The organism is Aliidiomarina minuta (genome assembly GCF_003987145.1).
GTDB lineage: Bacteria > Pseudomonadota > Gammaproteobacteria > Enterobacterales > Alteromonadaceae > Aliidiomarina > Aliidiomarina minuta.
The window spans coordinates 2,063,165-2,078,737 of the sequence record NZ_PIPL01000001.1 but is presented as its reverse complement, the minus strand read 5'-3'; the positions used below and the strand labels follow the sequence as shown (position 1 = coordinate 2,078,737).

17 protein-coding genes are annotated in these 15,573 nt (G+C 45.9%); 8 read left to right on the top strand and 9 right to left on the bottom strand.

What is annotated here, in order from left to right; all coding sequences use genetic code 11:
* Positions 1 to 41: 41 nt before the first annotated feature.
* The 7 genes from atpB to CWE09_RS09950 form a co-directional block, all read right to left on the bottom strand.
* A complete protein-coding gene (gene atpB, locus CWE09_RS09980; RefSeq protein WP_126803814.1) occupies positions 42 to 893 on the bottom strand; it encodes a F0F1 ATP synthase subunit A in 852 nt (283 codons plus the stop codon).
* A 14-nt stretch (positions 894 to 907) separates the two neighbouring features.
* Positions 908 to 1,306 carry an ATP synthase subunit I gene (locus CWE09_RS09975; protein WP_126803813.1) on the bottom strand — a complete coding sequence of 133 codons (399 nt, stop codon included), beginning with the start codon at positions 1,304 to 1,306 and terminating at the stop codon, positions 908 to 910.
* Between the two features lie 154 nt (positions 1,307 to 1,460).
* Positions 1,461 to 2,351 carry a ParB/RepB/Spo0J family partition protein gene (locus CWE09_RS09970; RefSeq protein WP_126803812.1) on the bottom strand — a complete coding sequence of 297 codons (891 nt, stop codon included), beginning with the start codon at positions 2,349 to 2,351 and terminating at the stop codon, positions 1,461 to 1,463.
* Between the two features lie 35 nt (positions 2,352 to 2,386).
* A complete protein-coding gene (locus CWE09_RS09965; RefSeq protein WP_126803811.1) occupies positions 2,387 to 3,172 on the bottom strand; it encodes a ParA family protein in 786 nt (261 codons plus the stop codon).
* A gap of 19 nt (positions 3,173 to 3,191) precedes the next feature.
* Positions 3,192 to 3,815 carry a 16S rRNA (guanine(527)-N(7))-methyltransferase RsmG gene (gene rsmG / locus CWE09_RS09960; RefSeq protein WP_198679749.1) on the bottom strand — a complete coding sequence of 208 codons (624 nt, stop codon included), beginning with the start codon at positions 3,813 to 3,815 and terminating at the stop codon, positions 3,192 to 3,194.
* Between the two features lie 56 nt (positions 3,816 to 3,871).
* Positions 3,872 to 5,773, bottom strand: coding sequence for a tRNA uridine-5-carboxymethylaminomethyl(34) synthesis enzyme MnmG (gene mnmG / locus CWE09_RS09955; protein WP_126803809.1), 1,902 nt, complete (start codon positions 5,771 to 5,773; stop codon positions 3,872 to 3,874).
* Between the two features lie 510 nt (positions 5,774 to 6,283).
* Complete coding sequence (locus CWE09_RS09950) at positions 6,284 to 6,730, bottom strand: flavodoxin domain-containing protein (RefSeq protein WP_126803808.1); 447 nt, start codon at positions 6,728 to 6,730, stop codon at positions 6,284 to 6,286.
* A 367-nt stretch (positions 6,731 to 7,097) separates the two neighbouring features.
* Here CWE09_RS09950 and CWE09_RS09945 point away from each other — a divergent pair, with 367 nt between their 5' ends.
* From CWE09_RS09945 to CWE09_RS09925, 5 genes are read left to right on the top strand one after another with little or no spacing between them, the layout of a single operon-like run.
* Positions 7,098 to 8,579, top strand: a complete 1,482-nt coding sequence (locus tag CWE09_RS09945) for a SulP family inorganic anion transporter (protein ID WP_126803807.1) — start codon at positions 7,098 to 7,100, stop codon at positions 8,577 to 8,579.
* A 27-nt stretch (positions 8,580 to 8,606) separates the two neighbouring features.
* The gene (locus tag CWE09_RS09940; RefSeq protein ID WP_126803806.1) at positions 8,607 to 9,467 is read left to right on the top strand and encodes a universal stress protein; all 861 of its coding nucleotides are present in this window, start codon (positions 8,607 to 8,609) and stop codon (positions 9,465 to 9,467) included.
* Between the two features lie 58 nt (positions 9,468 to 9,525).
* Positions 9,526 to 10,431 (top strand): patatin-like phospholipase family protein, encoded by a 906-nt coding sequence (locus tag CWE09_RS09935; RefSeq protein WP_241974355.1) that lies wholly within the window; start codon positions 9,526 to 9,528, stop codon positions 10,429 to 10,431.
* Positions 10,424 to 10,849: a hypothetical protein gene (locus CWE09_RS09930; RefSeq protein WP_126803805.1), complete on the top strand. Its 426-nt coding sequence runs from the start codon at positions 10,424 to 10,426 to the stop codon at positions 10,847 to 10,849. The genes CWE09_RS09935 and CWE09_RS09930 overlap by 8 nt, the downstream gene beginning before the upstream one ends.
* Positions 10,850 to 10,867: 18 nt before the next feature.
* The gene (locus tag CWE09_RS09925) at positions 10,868 to 11,209 is read left to right on the top strand and encodes a TraR/DksA family transcriptional regulator (RefSeq protein WP_126803804.1); all 342 of its coding nucleotides are present in this window, start codon (positions 10,868 to 10,870) and stop codon (positions 11,207 to 11,209) included.
* Here CWE09_RS09925 and nhaD read toward each other — a convergent pair.
* Entirely contained in the window at positions 11,206 to 12,642 is a 1,437-nt protein-coding gene (gene nhaD, locus CWE09_RS09920; RefSeq protein ID WP_126803803.1) for a sodium:proton antiporter NhaD, read from the bottom strand. The genes CWE09_RS09925 and nhaD overlap by 4 nt on opposite strands.
* Before the next feature lie 219 nt (positions 12,643 to 12,861).
* Between nhaD and CWE09_RS09915 the strand changes: the two genes are divergently transcribed.
* Positions 12,862 to 13,956, top strand: a complete 1,095-nt coding sequence (locus tag CWE09_RS09915; protein WP_126803802.1) for an AI-2E family transporter — start codon at positions 12,862 to 12,864, stop codon at positions 13,954 to 13,956.
* On the opposite strand, the gene CWE09_RS09910 is transcribed toward CWE09_RS09915, so the two are convergent.
* Entirely contained in the window at positions 13,957 to 14,208 is a 252-nt protein-coding gene (locus CWE09_RS09910; protein WP_126803801.1) for a hypothetical protein, read from the bottom strand.
* A gap of 54 nt (positions 14,209 to 14,262) precedes the next feature.
* On the opposite strand from CWE09_RS09910, the gene CWE09_RS09905 reads away from it, so the two are divergent.
* Both CWE09_RS09905 and CWE09_RS09900 read left to right on the top strand, forming a co-directional pair.
* The gene (locus CWE09_RS09905; RefSeq protein WP_126803800.1) at positions 14,263 to 14,811 is read left to right on the top strand and encodes an NUDIX domain-containing protein; all 549 of its coding nucleotides are present in this window, start codon (positions 14,263 to 14,265) and stop codon (positions 14,809 to 14,811) included.
* Positions 14,808 to 15,368, top strand: a complete 561-nt coding sequence (locus CWE09_RS09900; RefSeq protein ID WP_126803799.1) for a DUF1439 domain-containing protein — start codon at positions 14,808 to 14,810, stop codon at positions 15,366 to 15,368. The genes CWE09_RS09905 and CWE09_RS09900 overlap by 4 nt, the downstream gene beginning before the upstream one ends.
* The last annotated feature ends 205 nt before the right edge of the window (positions 15,369 to 15,573 follow it).

Sequence of the window (15,573 nt, the reverse complement as noted above, 5' to 3'; positions counted from 1 at the left end):
CTCCAGTTTTCAGATAGTTAAAGTTAAAGTAAAAATAAATTCTAGTGGTCTTCAGATGCCATGCTCAAATAGACAATACTCAACATCATAAAGATGAAGGCCTGCAACAAAATGACCAGAATATGGAAGACAGCCCAGGCGAAATGCAGCGGAAGCTGGAATACACCAATAAGGGCAATCAGGATAAATATAAGCTCACCAGCGTACAGATTACCGAATAAACGCAGCGACAGTGAGATAGGCTTAGCGACCAGAGTAACCAGCTCAAGCACCAGGTTGAACGGAATCAGTGCCCAGTGATTAAACGGGGTGAAGCTCAGCTCTTTAATAAAGCCTAAAAGACCTTTGTGCTTTATTGAGTAAATAATTATCAGAGCAAATACACCCAGACCCAGCGCCAGGGTGGTATTTAAATCCGTAGTTGGGGCTATTTTCATATAGCTCCACGGGTGTTCCATGGCTTTTTCGAAAAAGCCGAGATTAGATTCAGAAACACCGTCAGCCAACATGCCGCTAGCCAGCCACACACCCAATACGCCTGCAAGAGTAGGGAACCAGTCAACAGGGACCAGTTTCATGAGGTTCATTAAAAACACCCACATGAAAATGGTTAAAGCCAGTGGCGCTATCAATTTGCTTTTAGCATGAAAGGTTTCACGCACTGAGCCACTGACAAACTCAACTATCATTTCCACCAGGCACTGAAATTTGCCCGGTACCCCGGTAGTAGCTTTACGACCTACATAGGCAAAGCTAAATACAAAGACACACCCCAGAAACACCGCCCATGCTATGGAATCCACGTTCCAGGTCCAGAAACCTGAGCCTACCTGTGCATTCGATAAATGGTGGGTGATGTAACCAGTGACGCTCATGTTTCCATCTGCAGCCATGTTAATAACCCAATCTAGTTAGTTTTTAAAAGTAAAATCGGTGCCAGCCAATGCATAAAGGTAATCACTACGTAAACGACGAAAAGGGGTAACCAGGGTCCGTTAAGCAGTGTGAAAGCTAAAATAAATAAAACTACGCTAAGCATTAACTTAAATGCTTCGCCGGCATAAAAACTGTTTACAACACTTCGTGCTGATCGCGCTCCGCCGTGTAAAAAAGCGAATGCGCCAAATACAATATTAGGTACCAGGCTGATAGCCGCTCCGACAAAAGCTGTGAGCGCAGCGCCTGCTCCTTGAAAAATCCAGAATAAGGCAATAAAGACAAGGGCAACAACACCTTGCAGGGTCAGTAACCTGATAGCTAAATGGCGTCCCGGTGCACTTATTCGATTCTGAGCTGACCGCGACATGCTTTTTCCTACCACCTGACCAATTCTGCACCAGCGTACAGCGGTGCATTAAAAACTCGGGCGATTATAAAGTTTTGAGTGCAAATTGCAACTTTTCAGGAGCGAAACCATTGGCATATATGGACGCCAATAAAATAACTATAAAAATAGTAAGTTACTTAATATGAGTCAGGATACCGTCGAGTTCATCCAGGCTTGAATAGTTTATCACCACTTTACCTTTACCTTTTCTGTTGTGCGAAATAGCTACTGCAGCGCCTAAGCGTTCGCTTAATTGCTGTTCCAGTTGCTGCACGTTCGCATCAGGTTCCGGTTGCGGTTTTTTCTCTGTAGGATTCAGTGCTTTATTGACCAGTTTTTCTGCTTCACGCACAGTTAAAGCCTTAGCCACTATGATACGTGCAATATCACTCTGTACATTACCCTGAACAGCGAGTAGCACTTTTGCATGGCCCAGTTCAATATCGCCACGCTCCAGTAAGGTTTTCACATCGTCATGTAAATTATTAAGGCGTAGCAAATTAGTTACTGTCGTACGGGATTTACCCACAGCCTCAGCTACACCCTGATGGGTCATATTAAATTCATCTAACAACCGCTGCAGCGCTGTTGCCTCTTCCATGGCATTCAGGTCTTCACGCTGAATATTTTCAATCAGCGCTATAGCAACAGTGGCTTCATCGCCAACGTCTTTAATTAGACAGGGGATTTTATCCAGTTTGGCCAGCTGGGCCGCTCGCCAGCGTCTTTCACCTGCAATAATTTCATAACTGTCAGTCGCCAGCTTACGTACCACGACCGGCTGAATAATGCCCTGGGCGCGGATTGAATTAGCCAGTTCTTCCAGTGCTTCTGGTGACATATCCTTACGTGGTTGAAAACGCCCGGGTTGTAGAAATTCGAGCGGTAACTTTTGCAATTCACCGTTGTCAGCAGCAATATCTTCAATAGCAGGTTGTTGCGAACTATGACGCGCAGCAGCGCTGGCACTGTCCGTAAGCAGGGCATCCAGACCTCGCCCTAAACCTCGTTTTTTTGCTGACATAATGAACCCTTTATTATTTAAGTAGTAGGCCTCTTTTAAGAAGCCTGCGCGCTATCCTGCTCAGTCCGTCGAATAACTTCCCCGGCTAACGCCAGGTATGCTTTGGAACCTGTCGATGATTTATCATAGTACATAACAGGCGCACCAAAACTTGGTGCCTCAGCCAGTCGCACATTACGTGGAATAACGGTACGGTAAACTTTATTACCAAAGTGATTTTTAAGTTGTTCAGAAACATCATTGGCCAGGCGATTACGTGGGTCGTACATGGTACGCAGAATGCCTTCTATGCTCAGGTCTGGATTCACCACATCAACTAACTGCTCTATGGTGTCCATCAATGCGGTTAAACCTTCCAGTGCATAGTATTCGCACTGCATAGGGACCAGAATCGAATCAGCTGCAGCCATGGCATTTACCGTGAGCAGGTTTAAGGAAGGCGGGCAATCAATGAAAATAAAATCATATTGATCGCGTACCGGTTCCAACGCACGACGTAAACGGGTTTCCCGTGAGAATACTTCCATTAACTTAATTTCAGCAGCAGTTACATCGCCGTTGGCAGCCATAAGGTCATATTTGCCATCGGTATCCCGCACAATTACGTCTTCAACTTTTTTCTCATCCACCAGAAGATTATAAATGGTGTTTTCAACATTGTACTTATCAACGCCGCTACCCATGGTCGCATTGCCCTGGGGATCCAAATCAATAAGTAATACTTTACGTCGCGTGGCGGCCATGGAGGCAGCTAAGTTCACCGCTGTGGTGGTTTTACCCACACCACCTTTCTGATTTGCAATTGCAATAACTCTAGCCACAGGCGCCTCTGATTTATAATTATGCTAACTGTCGTATATCAACCACATGACGCTCGGCATCGAGCTCAGGTACCAGTAAACGATGGGTCGCATGTATTTGATATGCTTCGGGAATAGCTGCTAACTCCTGTTCATCAAGCTGGCCTTTTAAGGCCAGAAAGCAACCTTCCGCAGACCTTAAATGATGACACCAGGCAAGCATATCTGCAAGTGACGCAAATGCGCGACTGGTAACACAGCTGAAACCCTGATCAGGCCTGTAATCTTCCACTCTGCTTTGTACCGCAGTTACGTTATTGAGTTTAAGCTGATGTATGACCTGGCGAATAAATGTAATACGTTTGCCCAGACTATCAATGAGCACAAATTCTTTATCCGGATTACAGATCGCCAGGGGTAAACCAGGCAAACCGGGGCCAGTACCCACATCAGCGATTCTAGCGCCCTGCAAAAAAGGCGAGACCAATAGGCTGTCCATAATATGGCGGACCAGCATAGCATCAGGATCGCGCACTGAAGTCAGATTATAAGCCTTGTTCCATTTATTCAGCAGCATCACCAGATTTACCAGCTGTTGTTGCTGATGTTCAGTAACCGTTAGCCTAGTGTTCGCCAGTAATTGCTCGAGGCGCTGGGTAAGTATCTCAGGGGTTACCTGCTCAGTCATGATTTCTACTCGGTTTTACTCAATAATTATAATCAGGCCGATTTACGCAATAAACCCTGCTTTTTAAGATGTACCAGCAACATTGAGATAGCAGCCGGAGTGATACCTGAAATCCGTCCGGCCTGTCCTACCGTTTGCGGTTTATGTTCAGCTAATTTAGCAATCACCTCGTTGGACAGCCCTGAAATACTGCTGTAGTCAAAAGATGTCGGTAAGGCCGTATTTTCATGGCGCAGACTCTTTTTTATCTCATCCAGCTGACGGCTTATATAACCGGCATATTTGGTTTGTATTTCAACCTGTTCTGCGGCCTGCGGATCTTCCAGAGTGGGGCCTAAACCTTCAACCGACGTCATCATACGGTAATTTACATCTGGACGGCGTAATAATTCTTCCAGATTAACTTCTTTGCTCACCGGTGTTTTAAGCAGCGGATTCAGTTGTGCCATAGACGCGTGATCTTTGCCTATCCAGGTTGAACGTAAACGCTGTTGTTCAAGTTCAACTGCTTCCATTTTCTGATTAAAACGGGCCCAGCGCGAGTCATCTACTAAACCAATTTCACGGGCTTTAGCGGTAAGGCGACGATCAGCATTGTCTTCACGCAGTAATAAACGATATTCAGCACGTGAAGTAAACATGCGATAGGGTTCTTTGGTTCCTAACGTCGCCAGATCATCTATCAGAACCCCTATGTAGCCTTCGTCACGGCGTGGTGTCCAGGCTTCTTTGCCCTGCACCTGTAAAGCTGCATTCATGCCTGCTATTAAGCCCTGAGCGCCGGCTTCTTCATAACCAGTGGTACCGTTAATTTGACCAGCAAAAAACAAACCATCAATAAATTTAGTTTCCAACGAATGTTTCAGATCGCGAGGATCAAAAAAGTCATATTCAATGGCATAACCAGGTCGTGTTATGTGCGCGTTTTCAAAACCTTTGATAGACCGTACCAGCTCAAGCTGAACGTCAAAAGGCAAGCTGGTTGAAATACCATTAGGGTAGACTTCAGTGCAATTCAGACCTTCAGGCTCAACAAAAATCTGATGACTGTCACGTTCCGCAAAGCGCATCACTTTATCTTCAATCGATGGGCAGTAACGGGGCCCAACACCTTCGATAACCCCAGAGTACATAGGGGAGCGATCCAGTCCTTCGCGAATTAAATCATGCGTTCTGGCATTGGTATGGGTGATGTAACAGCTGATTTGCTTAGGGTGATCCTGTTGTGATCCCATAAAAGAAAATATTGGCGTTGGATTATCACCAGGCTGTTCCTGCATAACTGAAAAATCAATGGTATTGGAGTCAATACGCGGTGGAGTACCGGTTTTCAAACGGTCAACCCGTAACGGCAATTCACGAAGACGGTCAGCCAGTGCTATGGAAGGTGGATCGCCAGCCCTTCCACCTTTGTGATTAGACAAACCAATATGAATTTGTCCACCGAGGAAAGTACCTACGGTCAATACCACTGAAGGGGCCAGGAAACGCAGACCCATTTGAGTAACCACGCCGCATACTTTCTGACCTTGCGGGGTTTCTTTAACAATAAGATCGTCACAGGCTTGCTGGAAAATACGCAGATTAGGCTGATGCTCAAGGCTTTGTCGGATGAAGTTTTTGTACAGGTTGCGATCTGCCTGGGCGCGGGTTGCACGAACAGCAGGCCCTTTTGAAGCATTCAGGGTACGAAATTGAATACCTGCATGGTCAGCTGCTTTTGCCATGATCCCGCCCATTGCATCGATCTCTTTAACCAAATGGCCTTTACCAATACCTCCGATCGCAGGATTACAGGACATCTGGCCCAAAGTGTCAATATTGTGTGTCAGTAACAGAGTGCTTTGCCCCATGCGCGCAGCAGCTAGAGCGGCCTCGGTACCTGCATGACCGCCTCCAATTACTATTACATCAAATATCTGTTCAGTTGCCATTTCATACCTCGGTCCTGCACATGTTGCGATCATTGCTGTGCAGCAAAGAAAAAAAGGATCGCTTAGCCAAGCATTTTACCTTGAATCGCTTTGCTTAGAAACGTCTGTTTCAGGTTAGTCGCTGCTTTTTTACAGTCTGTGAACATAAGGGTCGTTAAGGATCTATTATAAGATCTTTATTTAGATCTTTTTATTATTACTACTACTAGCTCAGCCCTTTTCTGTGCATAAAGGCATTTTATAGTAAGAGATCAGGATCTTAGGCGATCCTTTTAGGTGTGGGTAAACAGCGATCTAAAGTGGGTGTAACCAGTGGTATAAATCAGGGCTTATCCACAATGGCTTTTATCCCCAAAGTTATACGGTTCAGGATCACAGCTTTGATCAGGGTTTATGCACAGCTTTTAAAATCTGGGGATAGTTACTGATCTAAACTGTGGGTAAGATCTGACTTATTGGCGTAAATCCTTGTTTAACAGTTTTTTCTTTGTTGGTAACTTTATACCCAATTTATGATGTTAAGCGATCCTGCCAGTTTTTTAGCCATTGCATAGCTTTTCCTTCAGGATCCAGCTCTATCATCATATCTATCTCTAACCGGGGGATTATCTGCTCAGCTCCCAATTGAGTGAGCAGCTGCTCTGCATCTTGTCCGGCTTTACAATAAGTGTCATAACTGGAGTCGCCGACAGCAACTATGGCGATCTTCAGACGACTTAAATCAGGTTTATGTTGTTCAATATCCTGCATAAATTGGGCAATGCTATCAGCATATTCGCCTGCCCCATGAGTAGCTATGCACAGTATCCAGGTGCAATCCTGTTGAGCTATTGCCTGGTACTCAGGTAAATCGTGGAACTCGGGGGCAAATCCTTGTTGTTGTAAATGATCGCTGATTTCCTGAGCTAAGAATTCGGTGTTGCCTGACGTTGTACCCACCAGAATATGAATTGTCATAAATAAGATTGCCTTGGCTGAATTTGAGTTCAAAAATCTATTAATAAGGGCTGTTGGTTGTTTTACACACTCTTTTCGAGTAGTATTCGCGCTCGTTTTTCAACTTACCACTTTATGGGTAAGTCGTATTTATTAATTTAAAGCAGGACTTTTAACGTGCAGCTTACGCCGCCCTAGTAAAACTATCATTTCCCAAGGTTTTCCTAACCTTTAATACGCTGGATCTTGCTACAGATACCAGAGCGTATACCTTTACTAAAAAAATACACATGGGTGATTTTTCACCATATTTCAAAATTATTCTGTCTTCGAAGCCCTTGTGGGCGTTTCGACAGGATCTATTTATTGCTTTAATAAGGATTTTCTCATGTTCGACCAAATAAAGCAGTCCTGGTTCTTTAATATTCGCGGTGATGTACTCGCGGGTATTGTAGTCGCCCTAGCGCTTATTCCAGAGGCCGTAGCCTTTTCTATTATTGCTGGCGTTGATCCTAAAGTGGGTTTGTACGCTTCTTTCTGTATCTGTGTCGTTATGGCGTTTGTTGGTGGGCGGCCTGGCCAGATATCTGCTGCTACCGGAGCCATGGCGTTATTGATGGTCACTCTGGTTCGTGACCATGGGCTTGAATATCTGTTAGTAGCCACTTTGCTGACTGGGGTTATTCAGTTTATTTTCGGGGCTTTGAAACTGGGTAGTCTGATGCGTTTTGTATCGCGCTCGGTGGTTACTGGTTTCGTTAATGCGTTGGCTATTTTGATTTTCATGGCGCAATTGCCTGAGTTAACCGATGTTACCTGGCATGTTTATGCGATGACTGCAGGCGGCCTGGTTATTATTTATGGTTTACCTTACATTACCAAAGCCATTCCTTCGCCTTTGATATGCATTGTAGTCTTAACCGCTTTAGCTATGTATTTAGGTATGGATATTCGCACCGTTGGTGACATGGGTGAATTGCCGGATAGCCTGCCCGTATTCCTATGGCCAGATGTACCATGGACTTTGCAAACGCTGCTTATTGTCCTGCCGTATTCACTGACCCTTGCAGTAGTTGGTTTGCTTGAGTCAATGATGACGCAAACCATAGTTGATGATTTAACGGATACTAAGAGTGACCGTAACAAAGAGTGTCGTGGTCAAGGTATTGCGAACGTAGGCTCAGGTTTGATGGGTGGTATGGCTGGTTGTGCCATGATTGGCCAATCTATTATTAACGTCAAGTCTGGTGGACGCGGACGTTTGTCCTCTCTTGTTGCCGGCGTAGTGTTAATTGTGATGGTGGTATTCTTAAGCCCCTGGGTCTCGCAAATTCCAATGGCGGCCCTGGTAGCCGTTATGATCATGGTAGCTATAGGTACGTTCAGCTGGTCTTCAATAACAGACCTTAAGAAACATCCTATGAGCACTAATATAGTGATGGTAGCTACCGTAGTTGTTGTAGTCTGGACGCATAATCTGGCTTACGGTGTATTTGTTGGCGTATTACTTGCCGCTATTTTCTTCGCAGCAAAAGTTAGCAATTACATGTATGTATCGTCTAAGCTTGCAAAAGATGGTCATAGTCGCGATTACATTGTTACAGGTCAGGTATTCTTCAGTTCAGCGGATAAATTTGTCGAGTCCTTTGACTTTAAAGAAGCCCTTGATAAGGTAACTATAAACTTGGATCGTGCTCATTTCTGGGATATCACCTCGGTTTCTTCACTGGATAAAGTGATTCTTAAGTTCCGTCGTGAAGGTACAGAAGTGGAAGTGGTTGGTATGAACAAGGCCACTGCAACTGTGGTTGATAAATTCGGCGTAGCTGATAAACCAGAAGCTGCAGATAAATTAATGGGCGGCCACTAAGTAGTGGCCGGTGATAAGGATTAAACGATGACTACACATACAGTTGCTTGTATTGACGGCAGTGGATTAACTCAGTCAGTGTGCGATTATGCAGCCTGGTCTGCTCAACGTATGGGCACATCGCTGGTATTGCTGAATGTATTAGATGATGTACGTAAACCGACTGAGACCGATTTCAGTGGTAATATTGGCGTGGACACACGGCAGAATTTACTTATAGAACTGGCTGAGATCGAAGAAAAACGAGCCAAACTGGCACGCCGTCAGGGTTTGATGGTACTTGATAGTGCACAGCGGCATCTTGAAAGTAGTAGTGCCGGAAACGCTGAAATCAGTACTCGTCAGCGTCATGGTGATCTGGTCGATACCTTGCTTGAAGTCGAAGACGAAACCCGGTTGCTGGTAATTGGCAGACAGGGTCGCCATGGTGAGGGTGTGGGTCAGCATATAGGTCATCAAGTCGAGCGGGTTATACGTGCTGTGAGTCGACCAGTATGGGTGATTACTGGTAAGTTTCAGCCTTTGCAACGTATTATGATTGCGTTTGATAACAGTGCTACCTCGCGCAAAGCGGTGGAAATGGTCGCAGACAGTCCGTTATTTAAAGGTATCCCTGTTCATGTGGTCATGGTGGCTGCGGAAACGGATGACCATCAGGAACAGTTAAACTGGGCTAAAGAACGCCTGCAGTCTTCCGGTTTTGATGTCACTGCAAATCTTGAAGCGGGAGATGTTGAAAAAGTACTCTTAAACTATGTCTCTGAGAATCAGATTGGCGCTATGGTGATGGGAGCGTACGGGCATTCACGAATTCGTGAATTCTTTGTCGGTAGTCATACCAATCGTTTGTTAACCTCAACTAAAGTACCACTTTTACTGTTACGATAAACAGACTGAAAGATACAGCGATTACAAAGCCGCCTAACTTAAGGCGGCTTTTTTGTCTATGCTGAAGAGTAGTGAAATCAGTGAGGTTCTTATGTTAATGCCGCATGTGCCCCATGGTAATCGCGCCCTCGTGGTTGAAGGCGGAGCCATGCGCGGAGTTTTCGCAGCCGGGGTGCTCGATGCTTTTATCGAGGCTGATTTTTATCCTTTTGACTTTGTTATTGGTGTGTCAGCAGGATCGACAGCTGCATTAAGTTATCTCTCCGGAGATTACGAGCGCACCTTCAATATATTCTCCCGTCAGGGCATCAGTCCTGAGTTCATAAACTTTCGACGCGCACTGACTGGCGGTCACTTAACTGATATAAAATGGCTGTTGGAAGAGACACTGCGCGAAGTGGAACTGGACCAGGATACGTTTAAGGCGCGTGGTATTCCGCTGTATGTGGTATCGACCCGGATACGTGATGGTAAACCTTGTTACAGTGAAGTCTGCGCGGAGAATATGTACCCTGTACTATCCGCTACCTGTGCCATTCCTATTGCTTACCGGGATTATCCTCAGCTGAGAGGCATGGCTATGGCCGATGGTGGTTTGAGCGACTCTATTCCTGTCGAGACCGCTTATAATTGGGGGGCTCGTGATATTACCGTGATACTTTCACAAGGTCATGGTTATCGGAAACGCCCGGCTAACCGGATGTTCGCTAATACGGTATTGCGAAAACAACCAGCATTGGCAAAAGCCACACGGCAGCGTTACAGTCATTACAACAAGTCACTCGATTTTATTGATGCACCGCCGGAAGACAGTCGGGTAAGAATGATAGCGCCAGGCCCTGAATTCAGATTAAGCCGCTTGTCGCGTAATCTGGAAGCTCTTAAAAAGGGGTATTTACATGGTAAACACAAAGGGAAAGAATTCGTCCATCATTTAATGGTAAGAAACGGTCATCATGAATGATTTTTTTGTGCAGGCCTATCAAGTTCTGGCCCCCTGGATTCCGTTATTAACCTCGATTAGCGTATTGCTGGCTTTGGTGTCATTAATTCTGGTTCCGGTGCTGATCGTGAAAATGCCGGACGACTATTTTTTGGCCGCAAGACGGCGCAGGCACAAGAGTAAAGTGGGTTTCTGGTACACGTTGTTACGTAATTTTATGGCTCTTATTTTGCTAATTGCGGGTGTCATTATGTTATTCGCCCCGGGTCAGGGGTTGCTTACTATTCTGGTTGCATTAGCGGTATCGGATGTGTCTGGAAAATACCGAATGGAGCGCTGGATTATATTGCGCCCTGGTGTGTTAAAGGCGATAAACTGGGTGCGTAAGCGCTATCATAAAACCCCGATAAAAAGACCGCCTGTGGGTTATAAAGGTTAAATCAGAAGGTTGAAAGTAATGGACAGTGAAGTTTATAAGGCCAGATTGCAGGCGCTCAAATCTGAGTTACAGCAAGCCTCAGCGTCCAGCGCAGATTCACAGAAGCCGGTGCAGTTGGACCAGCAAAGTGTTGGTCGGCTTTCGCGTATGGATGCTATGCAGGGGCAACAGATGGCCCAGGCTACAGAGCGGCGCCGTGCACAACAGTTATTGCAGATAGAAGCCGCCTTGAGGCGCATTGCTGAAGACGACTATGGTTATTGTATTGACTGTGGTGAAGCTATCAATGAGAAGCGCCTGGCAATTGAGCCAACGACGCTCCGTTGCATTGAATGCTTGCAGCTATTAGAGAAAAGTTAAAAGAACTTGTAAAAATAGGCTGCATTTAACCACATATGCAGGCCAACACCGGCAAAATAACCGAGTAAGATGACCGGTGACCATTTAAGATGCCCGAAAAAGGTATAATGACCACGGGCCTGCCCCATCAGGGCAACACCAGCCGCGGAACCTACTGATAATAAGCTACCGCCAATGCCTGCGGTTAAGGTAATCAGCAACCAGTGACCATGTGACATCTCCGGTTGCATGGTCAGCACGGCGAACATAACCGGGATGTTGTCTATGACAGCCGAGATAATGCCCAGCACTATGTTGGCGCCTGTGGCATTCCATTCCAGATAAAGGAAGTTGGATACAATAGCCAGGTAGCCCATGTAGCCTAAACCACCGACACACATCACCACACCATAGAAAAAGAGCAGGGTATCCCATTCCGCACGCTGCACCCGGCTGAATACATCAAAAGGCACCACACCCCCTAAACGACGTAATGCCTGTTCATCGCCTTTGCGCTCGGCCAAGGCTTTTTTACGGGCGAGAGAACCGGGTAAAGTCATACGGAGGTAGTATCCAAAAAACTGCAAATAACCCAGACCCATCATCATGCCCATGACAGGTGGCAGATGAAGGAAGGTTTTAAAACATACAGCGGTAGCCACGGTAAGCAGAAATAAGCAGGTAATGCGAATGGCGCCTCGTTTCATTTCTATATCTTCAATAAGCCCGCCGGGTTTTTCTCTGGCAACAAAGAAATACATGATGGTTGCCGGAATAAGGTAACTGACCAGAGCGGGTAAAAAGAGTACAAAAAACTCCTGAAATTCGAGCATTCCGGCTTGCCAGACCATTAAGGTAGTAATGTCGCCAAAAGGACTGAAAGCACCGCCTGCGTTGGCCGCAATCACTATGTTAACGCAACTTAAGGCTATGAATTTACTATCATCCTGTGCCACCTTCATGACAACCGCGCACATCAACAATGCGGTAGTCAGGTTGTCGGCGATAGGGGATAGGCAAAAAGACAGAATGCCGGTAATCCAGAATAAGGTTCGGTAGCTGAACCCTTTACGCACCAGCCAGGAGCGCAAGGCATCAAATACCCGCCGTTCTTCCAGGGCATTTATGTAAGTCATGGCTACTAATAAAAACAGCATGAGTTCGGAGAACTCAAGCAGGGTATGTTTGAAAGCATCGCTGGTTTCATCAGGCATGCCTGCCTGTACATAGTGCCAACCGATTAATGCCCAGATAAGGCCAGCGGCTACCAGAACGGGTTTGGATTTCCTCAGGTGAAGCTTTTCTTCCCCCATCACCAGTAAATAAGCAGCAACAAATATAACCAGGGCAATAATGCCAATAGCACTTTGGGTCAGATCAATAGGGCCGGTAGCGGCCAACGCAGGGGTGGGTGTTAAGCCTAAAGCGAACACGCCGAGTAACCAGGGGTTCATAACAGAGCCTTGTAGTCGGTTTCGTTTAACTTACGGATGTTGGGAAGAGGTCCCGTTTTTTGCCTGAGGACTCTGAGGGGAGAGAGCTCTAAAAGGCAGCTAATTATAACAAGGGTCCTGCTTTGACGCTCGTGCAAACTTTAATTATATGAAAACTACCTATGCTTAATTAAGTTTTTTACCTAGTCTTGTTTAGTGAGCGGTTTTAAAGAGAGAATTATGTCTGAAGATAATCAGCAAAAATCAGGGTATTCGGTACAGGAAGTACTGAAAAAGCAGGATCTTACTACGCCTATCTACGGTCTTTTTTCCCTTGCCGTTTTGTATACCTTGTATCTGGCCCATGAAATTCTGTTGCCTATCATACTGGCCTTGTTGTTAAGCATGTTGCTGGCGCCTTTGGTTGGCAAAGCCGAACGTCGGCTTAAAGTGCCCAGAGCTTTGTCTGCATTGGTCTTAATGTTAATGGTGATTGCCCTGATAGCATCTGTTAGTTATGGCATTGTTAAACCTCTTTCGGAGTGGGCGGACCGTGCGCCTAATGCTATAGAGCGTATTTTCACTGGCGAGAGCGAAATGGAACGGCAGATGGATCGTTTCAGTGATACAGCTCAGCAGATTGAAGAAGAAATGGACGACGTGTCTGAAGAAGATCGCCCTCAGCCTGTGGTTTTACAACAGGAATCCTGGCAAAGTCAGGCTCTGGAAAGAGCACAGCAGACCGTATTCGGTCTTGCACTTGCACTGGCGCTGACTTATTTTTTATTGGTTAGTGGCGACATGCTGGTTAAGAACCTGGCGATGCAAATGAGGCGTCGCCGGCGACAAATATTTCTGCGTATTGTGCGTAGTGGTCAGGAGCAGGTTGCTCGCTATCTTGCTGTCATAACAACTACCAATCTGAGTATAGGCATTCTTACTGGTCTGGTCGCCTGGGGTGTGGGTTTGCCTACACCGGTATTGTGGGGCCTGGTAGCAACACTTAGCCGATTTATACCCTATATAGGAGTTATTCTGGGTGTAGCGCTATTAACTGTAGTGTCGGTAGCTACTTTTGATGAATTGTGGAAAATTGCCATAGTGCCGGGTTCTTTTATGGTGATGACCAGTATAGTTGGCTTTTTCATTGAACCTTATATACATGGTATGCGGCTGGCGGTGAACCCGGTCATCATATTTGTCTCTATCTTCTTCTGGGGATGGTTGTGGGGGCCGGTAGGCGTGTTGCTGGCGGTACCCCTAATGACGGTTATTATGGTTGTAGTCAGCCATATTCCGAAGCTACAACCGCTCTCCAGAGTTTTACGTAAGTAGTTATTCAATCAGCCGGGCAAATACCGATTGCCCGGAGCTATTAATAGCATTTACAGACCAGGTTTTTTTAATCTGATTCTGGCTTACGCGTCCGTGCATGCTAAGCACTTCGCCGTTGTCGAAAGTAACGCTCACCTGGCACATGTGGTCTGCTTCTTTTTTGAAGTCAGGCACATCAATAGCCACTGGTTGCGGTTCTTTGCCGGGCCGGCGTCTTTTGTGCCAGCTCAATTGTTGTATTTCAAAATGCATTTTTTTCCCTTAAGTGTATAATTGCGCGCTCATTAAATAAGCAGTTGAGGTAGTATGCGGCAGTTAGCACATTTAGTTCATGACTCTATAGGGCATTTGGTTGCAGATCAAAGCCTGAATGTTCTGGCCCGGGAAGCGGCTCGGGGGATCGTGATTGAAGAGAGTAAAATACTGCTTATGTACACCGAGCGTTATGACGATTTTAGTTTTCCTGGCGGCGGTATAGATGCTGGCGAAGCACCTATAGTGGGTTTGCGCAGGGAGCTGGCGGAAGAAGCCGGCGCCCATGACATAGAGATACTCAGTGATTTTGGCCGGGTAACTGAGTACCTGCCCTGTTGGAAACCGCAGTGGGACCTTATGTTTCAGACTTCTTATTGGTTTCACTGTAAGCTTAATTCTGCTTTACAGGCTAATAAGTTAGAGCATTATGAAGTGGCCAATGGTATGAATGTTCACTGGGTAGATATTGATGAAGCTATTCGTCATAACCAGAGCGTAATAGTAAGCCGCGCTGAGAAGATGGGGATTTCAATACATCGTGAAACTCAGGTTTTGCAGCAGGTAGCCAAAGAATTGATGGGAACTGAGGAAAGCTTATGAAAAATTTATGGCTGATAGTACCGCTACTGATCGCGGTTACTGCGTGCGCACAAGTGGGCCGACTGGTTAACTATACGATCAGTGAAGGCGATGTGCAGCAACTGGTAGAGCAGCAGATCCAGCAGCGTGAGTTTTCGTTAAATTTCGCCGGAGTTACCTCTGCGCTGGATGTTGAGACTGTTGGCGTAACTATCGATGAGAATGGCGACGGCAAAGTGCATTTATCGACCAGTTCTGTATTGAATACCCAAGCCTTTGGTCGTACCTATCCGGTTAAAGCGGATATTAAAATAGCCGGTGTGCCCAGTTATAGCAGTACAGAACATGCCATATTTTTACGCAATGTGAGCCTGGAAGATTCGGTCATAGACACAGGTGCCATGCGTTTTAGTTTAAATGGTATTAGCGGCGAAATTTATGACTTCCTCAATCAGTGGCTGGATGAAAACCCGGTATACCGCTTTGACCCTGAAGATAACCGATATCGGTTATTACGCGATTTAGGCCTGGATATCAGCGTAGAACCTGGTCGCTTGCGCGTCACCAGCAGCGAGTAAACGGCTCCCTCTTTAATTTTCCCATCTAGCATAGGAAGGAGCCTCTATTGGTCAGTTTCCAAGAGCTGTTCCTTGCTTATATTTTGTGAAAATTACTCCAGAGTCTCCTGAAATAGTCACATATTTGGTGCTAATTTAAAAGTTATTGTGGGAAACGTAAATATGGCGTGTAGCAAGGCTGCAGGTGACTACTGCGAGTCAACCG

What these genes read in the sequence shown, in the direction of transcription:
- atpB (WP_126803814.1), bottom strand. Translation starts at nt 893, where the DNA reads ATGGCTGCAGATGGAAACATGAGCGTCACTGGTTACATCACCCACCAT.
- CWE09_RS09975 (WP_126803813.1), bottom strand. Translation starts at nt 1,306, where the DNA reads ATGTCGCGGTCAGCTCAGAATCGAATAAGTGCACCGGGACGCCATTTA.
- CWE09_RS09970 (WP_126803812.1), bottom strand. Translation starts at nt 2,351, where the DNA reads ATGTCAGCAAAAAAACGAGGTTTAGGGCGAGGTCTGGATGCCCTGCTT.
- mnmG (WP_126803809.1), bottom strand. Translation starts at nt 5,773, where the DNA reads ATGGCAACTGAACAGATATTTGATGTAATAGTAATTGGAGGCGGTCAT.
- CWE09_RS09950 (WP_126803808.1), bottom strand. Translation starts at nt 6,730, where the DNA reads ATGACAATTCATATTCTGGTGGGTACAACGTCAGGCAACACCGAATTC.
- CWE09_RS09945 (WP_126803807.1), top strand. Translation starts at nt 7,098, where the DNA reads ATGTTCGACCAAATAAAGCAGTCCTGGTTCTTTAATATTCGCGGTGAT.
- CWE09_RS09940 (WP_126803806.1), top strand. Translation starts at nt 8,607, where the DNA reads ATGACTACACATACAGTTGCTTGTATTGACGGCAGTGGATTAACTCAG.
- CWE09_RS09935 (WP_241974355.1), top strand. Translation starts at nt 9,526, where the DNA reads ATGCTGAAGAGTAGTGAAATCAGTGAGGTTCTTATGTTAATGCCGCAT.
- CWE09_RS09930 (WP_126803805.1), top strand. Translation starts at nt 10,424, where the DNA reads ATGAATGATTTTTTTGTGCAGGCCTATCAAGTTCTGGCCCCCTGGATT.
- CWE09_RS09925 (WP_126803804.1), top strand. Translation starts at nt 10,868, where the DNA reads ATGGACAGTGAAGTTTATAAGGCCAGATTGCAGGCGCTCAAATCTGAG.
- nhaD (WP_126803803.1), bottom strand. Translation starts at nt 12,642, where the DNA reads ATGAACCCCTGGTTACTCGGCGTGTTCGCTTTAGGCTTAACACCCACC.
- CWE09_RS09915 (WP_126803802.1), top strand. Translation starts at nt 12,862, where the DNA reads ATGTCTGAAGATAATCAGCAAAAATCAGGGTATTCGGTACAGGAAGTA.
- CWE09_RS09910 (WP_126803801.1), bottom strand. Translation starts at nt 14,208, where the DNA reads ATGCATTTTGAAATACAACAATTGAGCTGGCACAAAAGACGCCGGCCC.
- CWE09_RS09905 (WP_126803800.1), top strand. Translation starts at nt 14,263, where the DNA reads ATGCGGCAGTTAGCACATTTAGTTCATGACTCTATAGGGCATTTGGTT.
- CWE09_RS09900 (WP_126803799.1), top strand. Translation starts at nt 14,808, where the DNA reads ATGAAAAATTTATGGCTGATAGTACCGCTACTGATCGCGGTTACTGCG.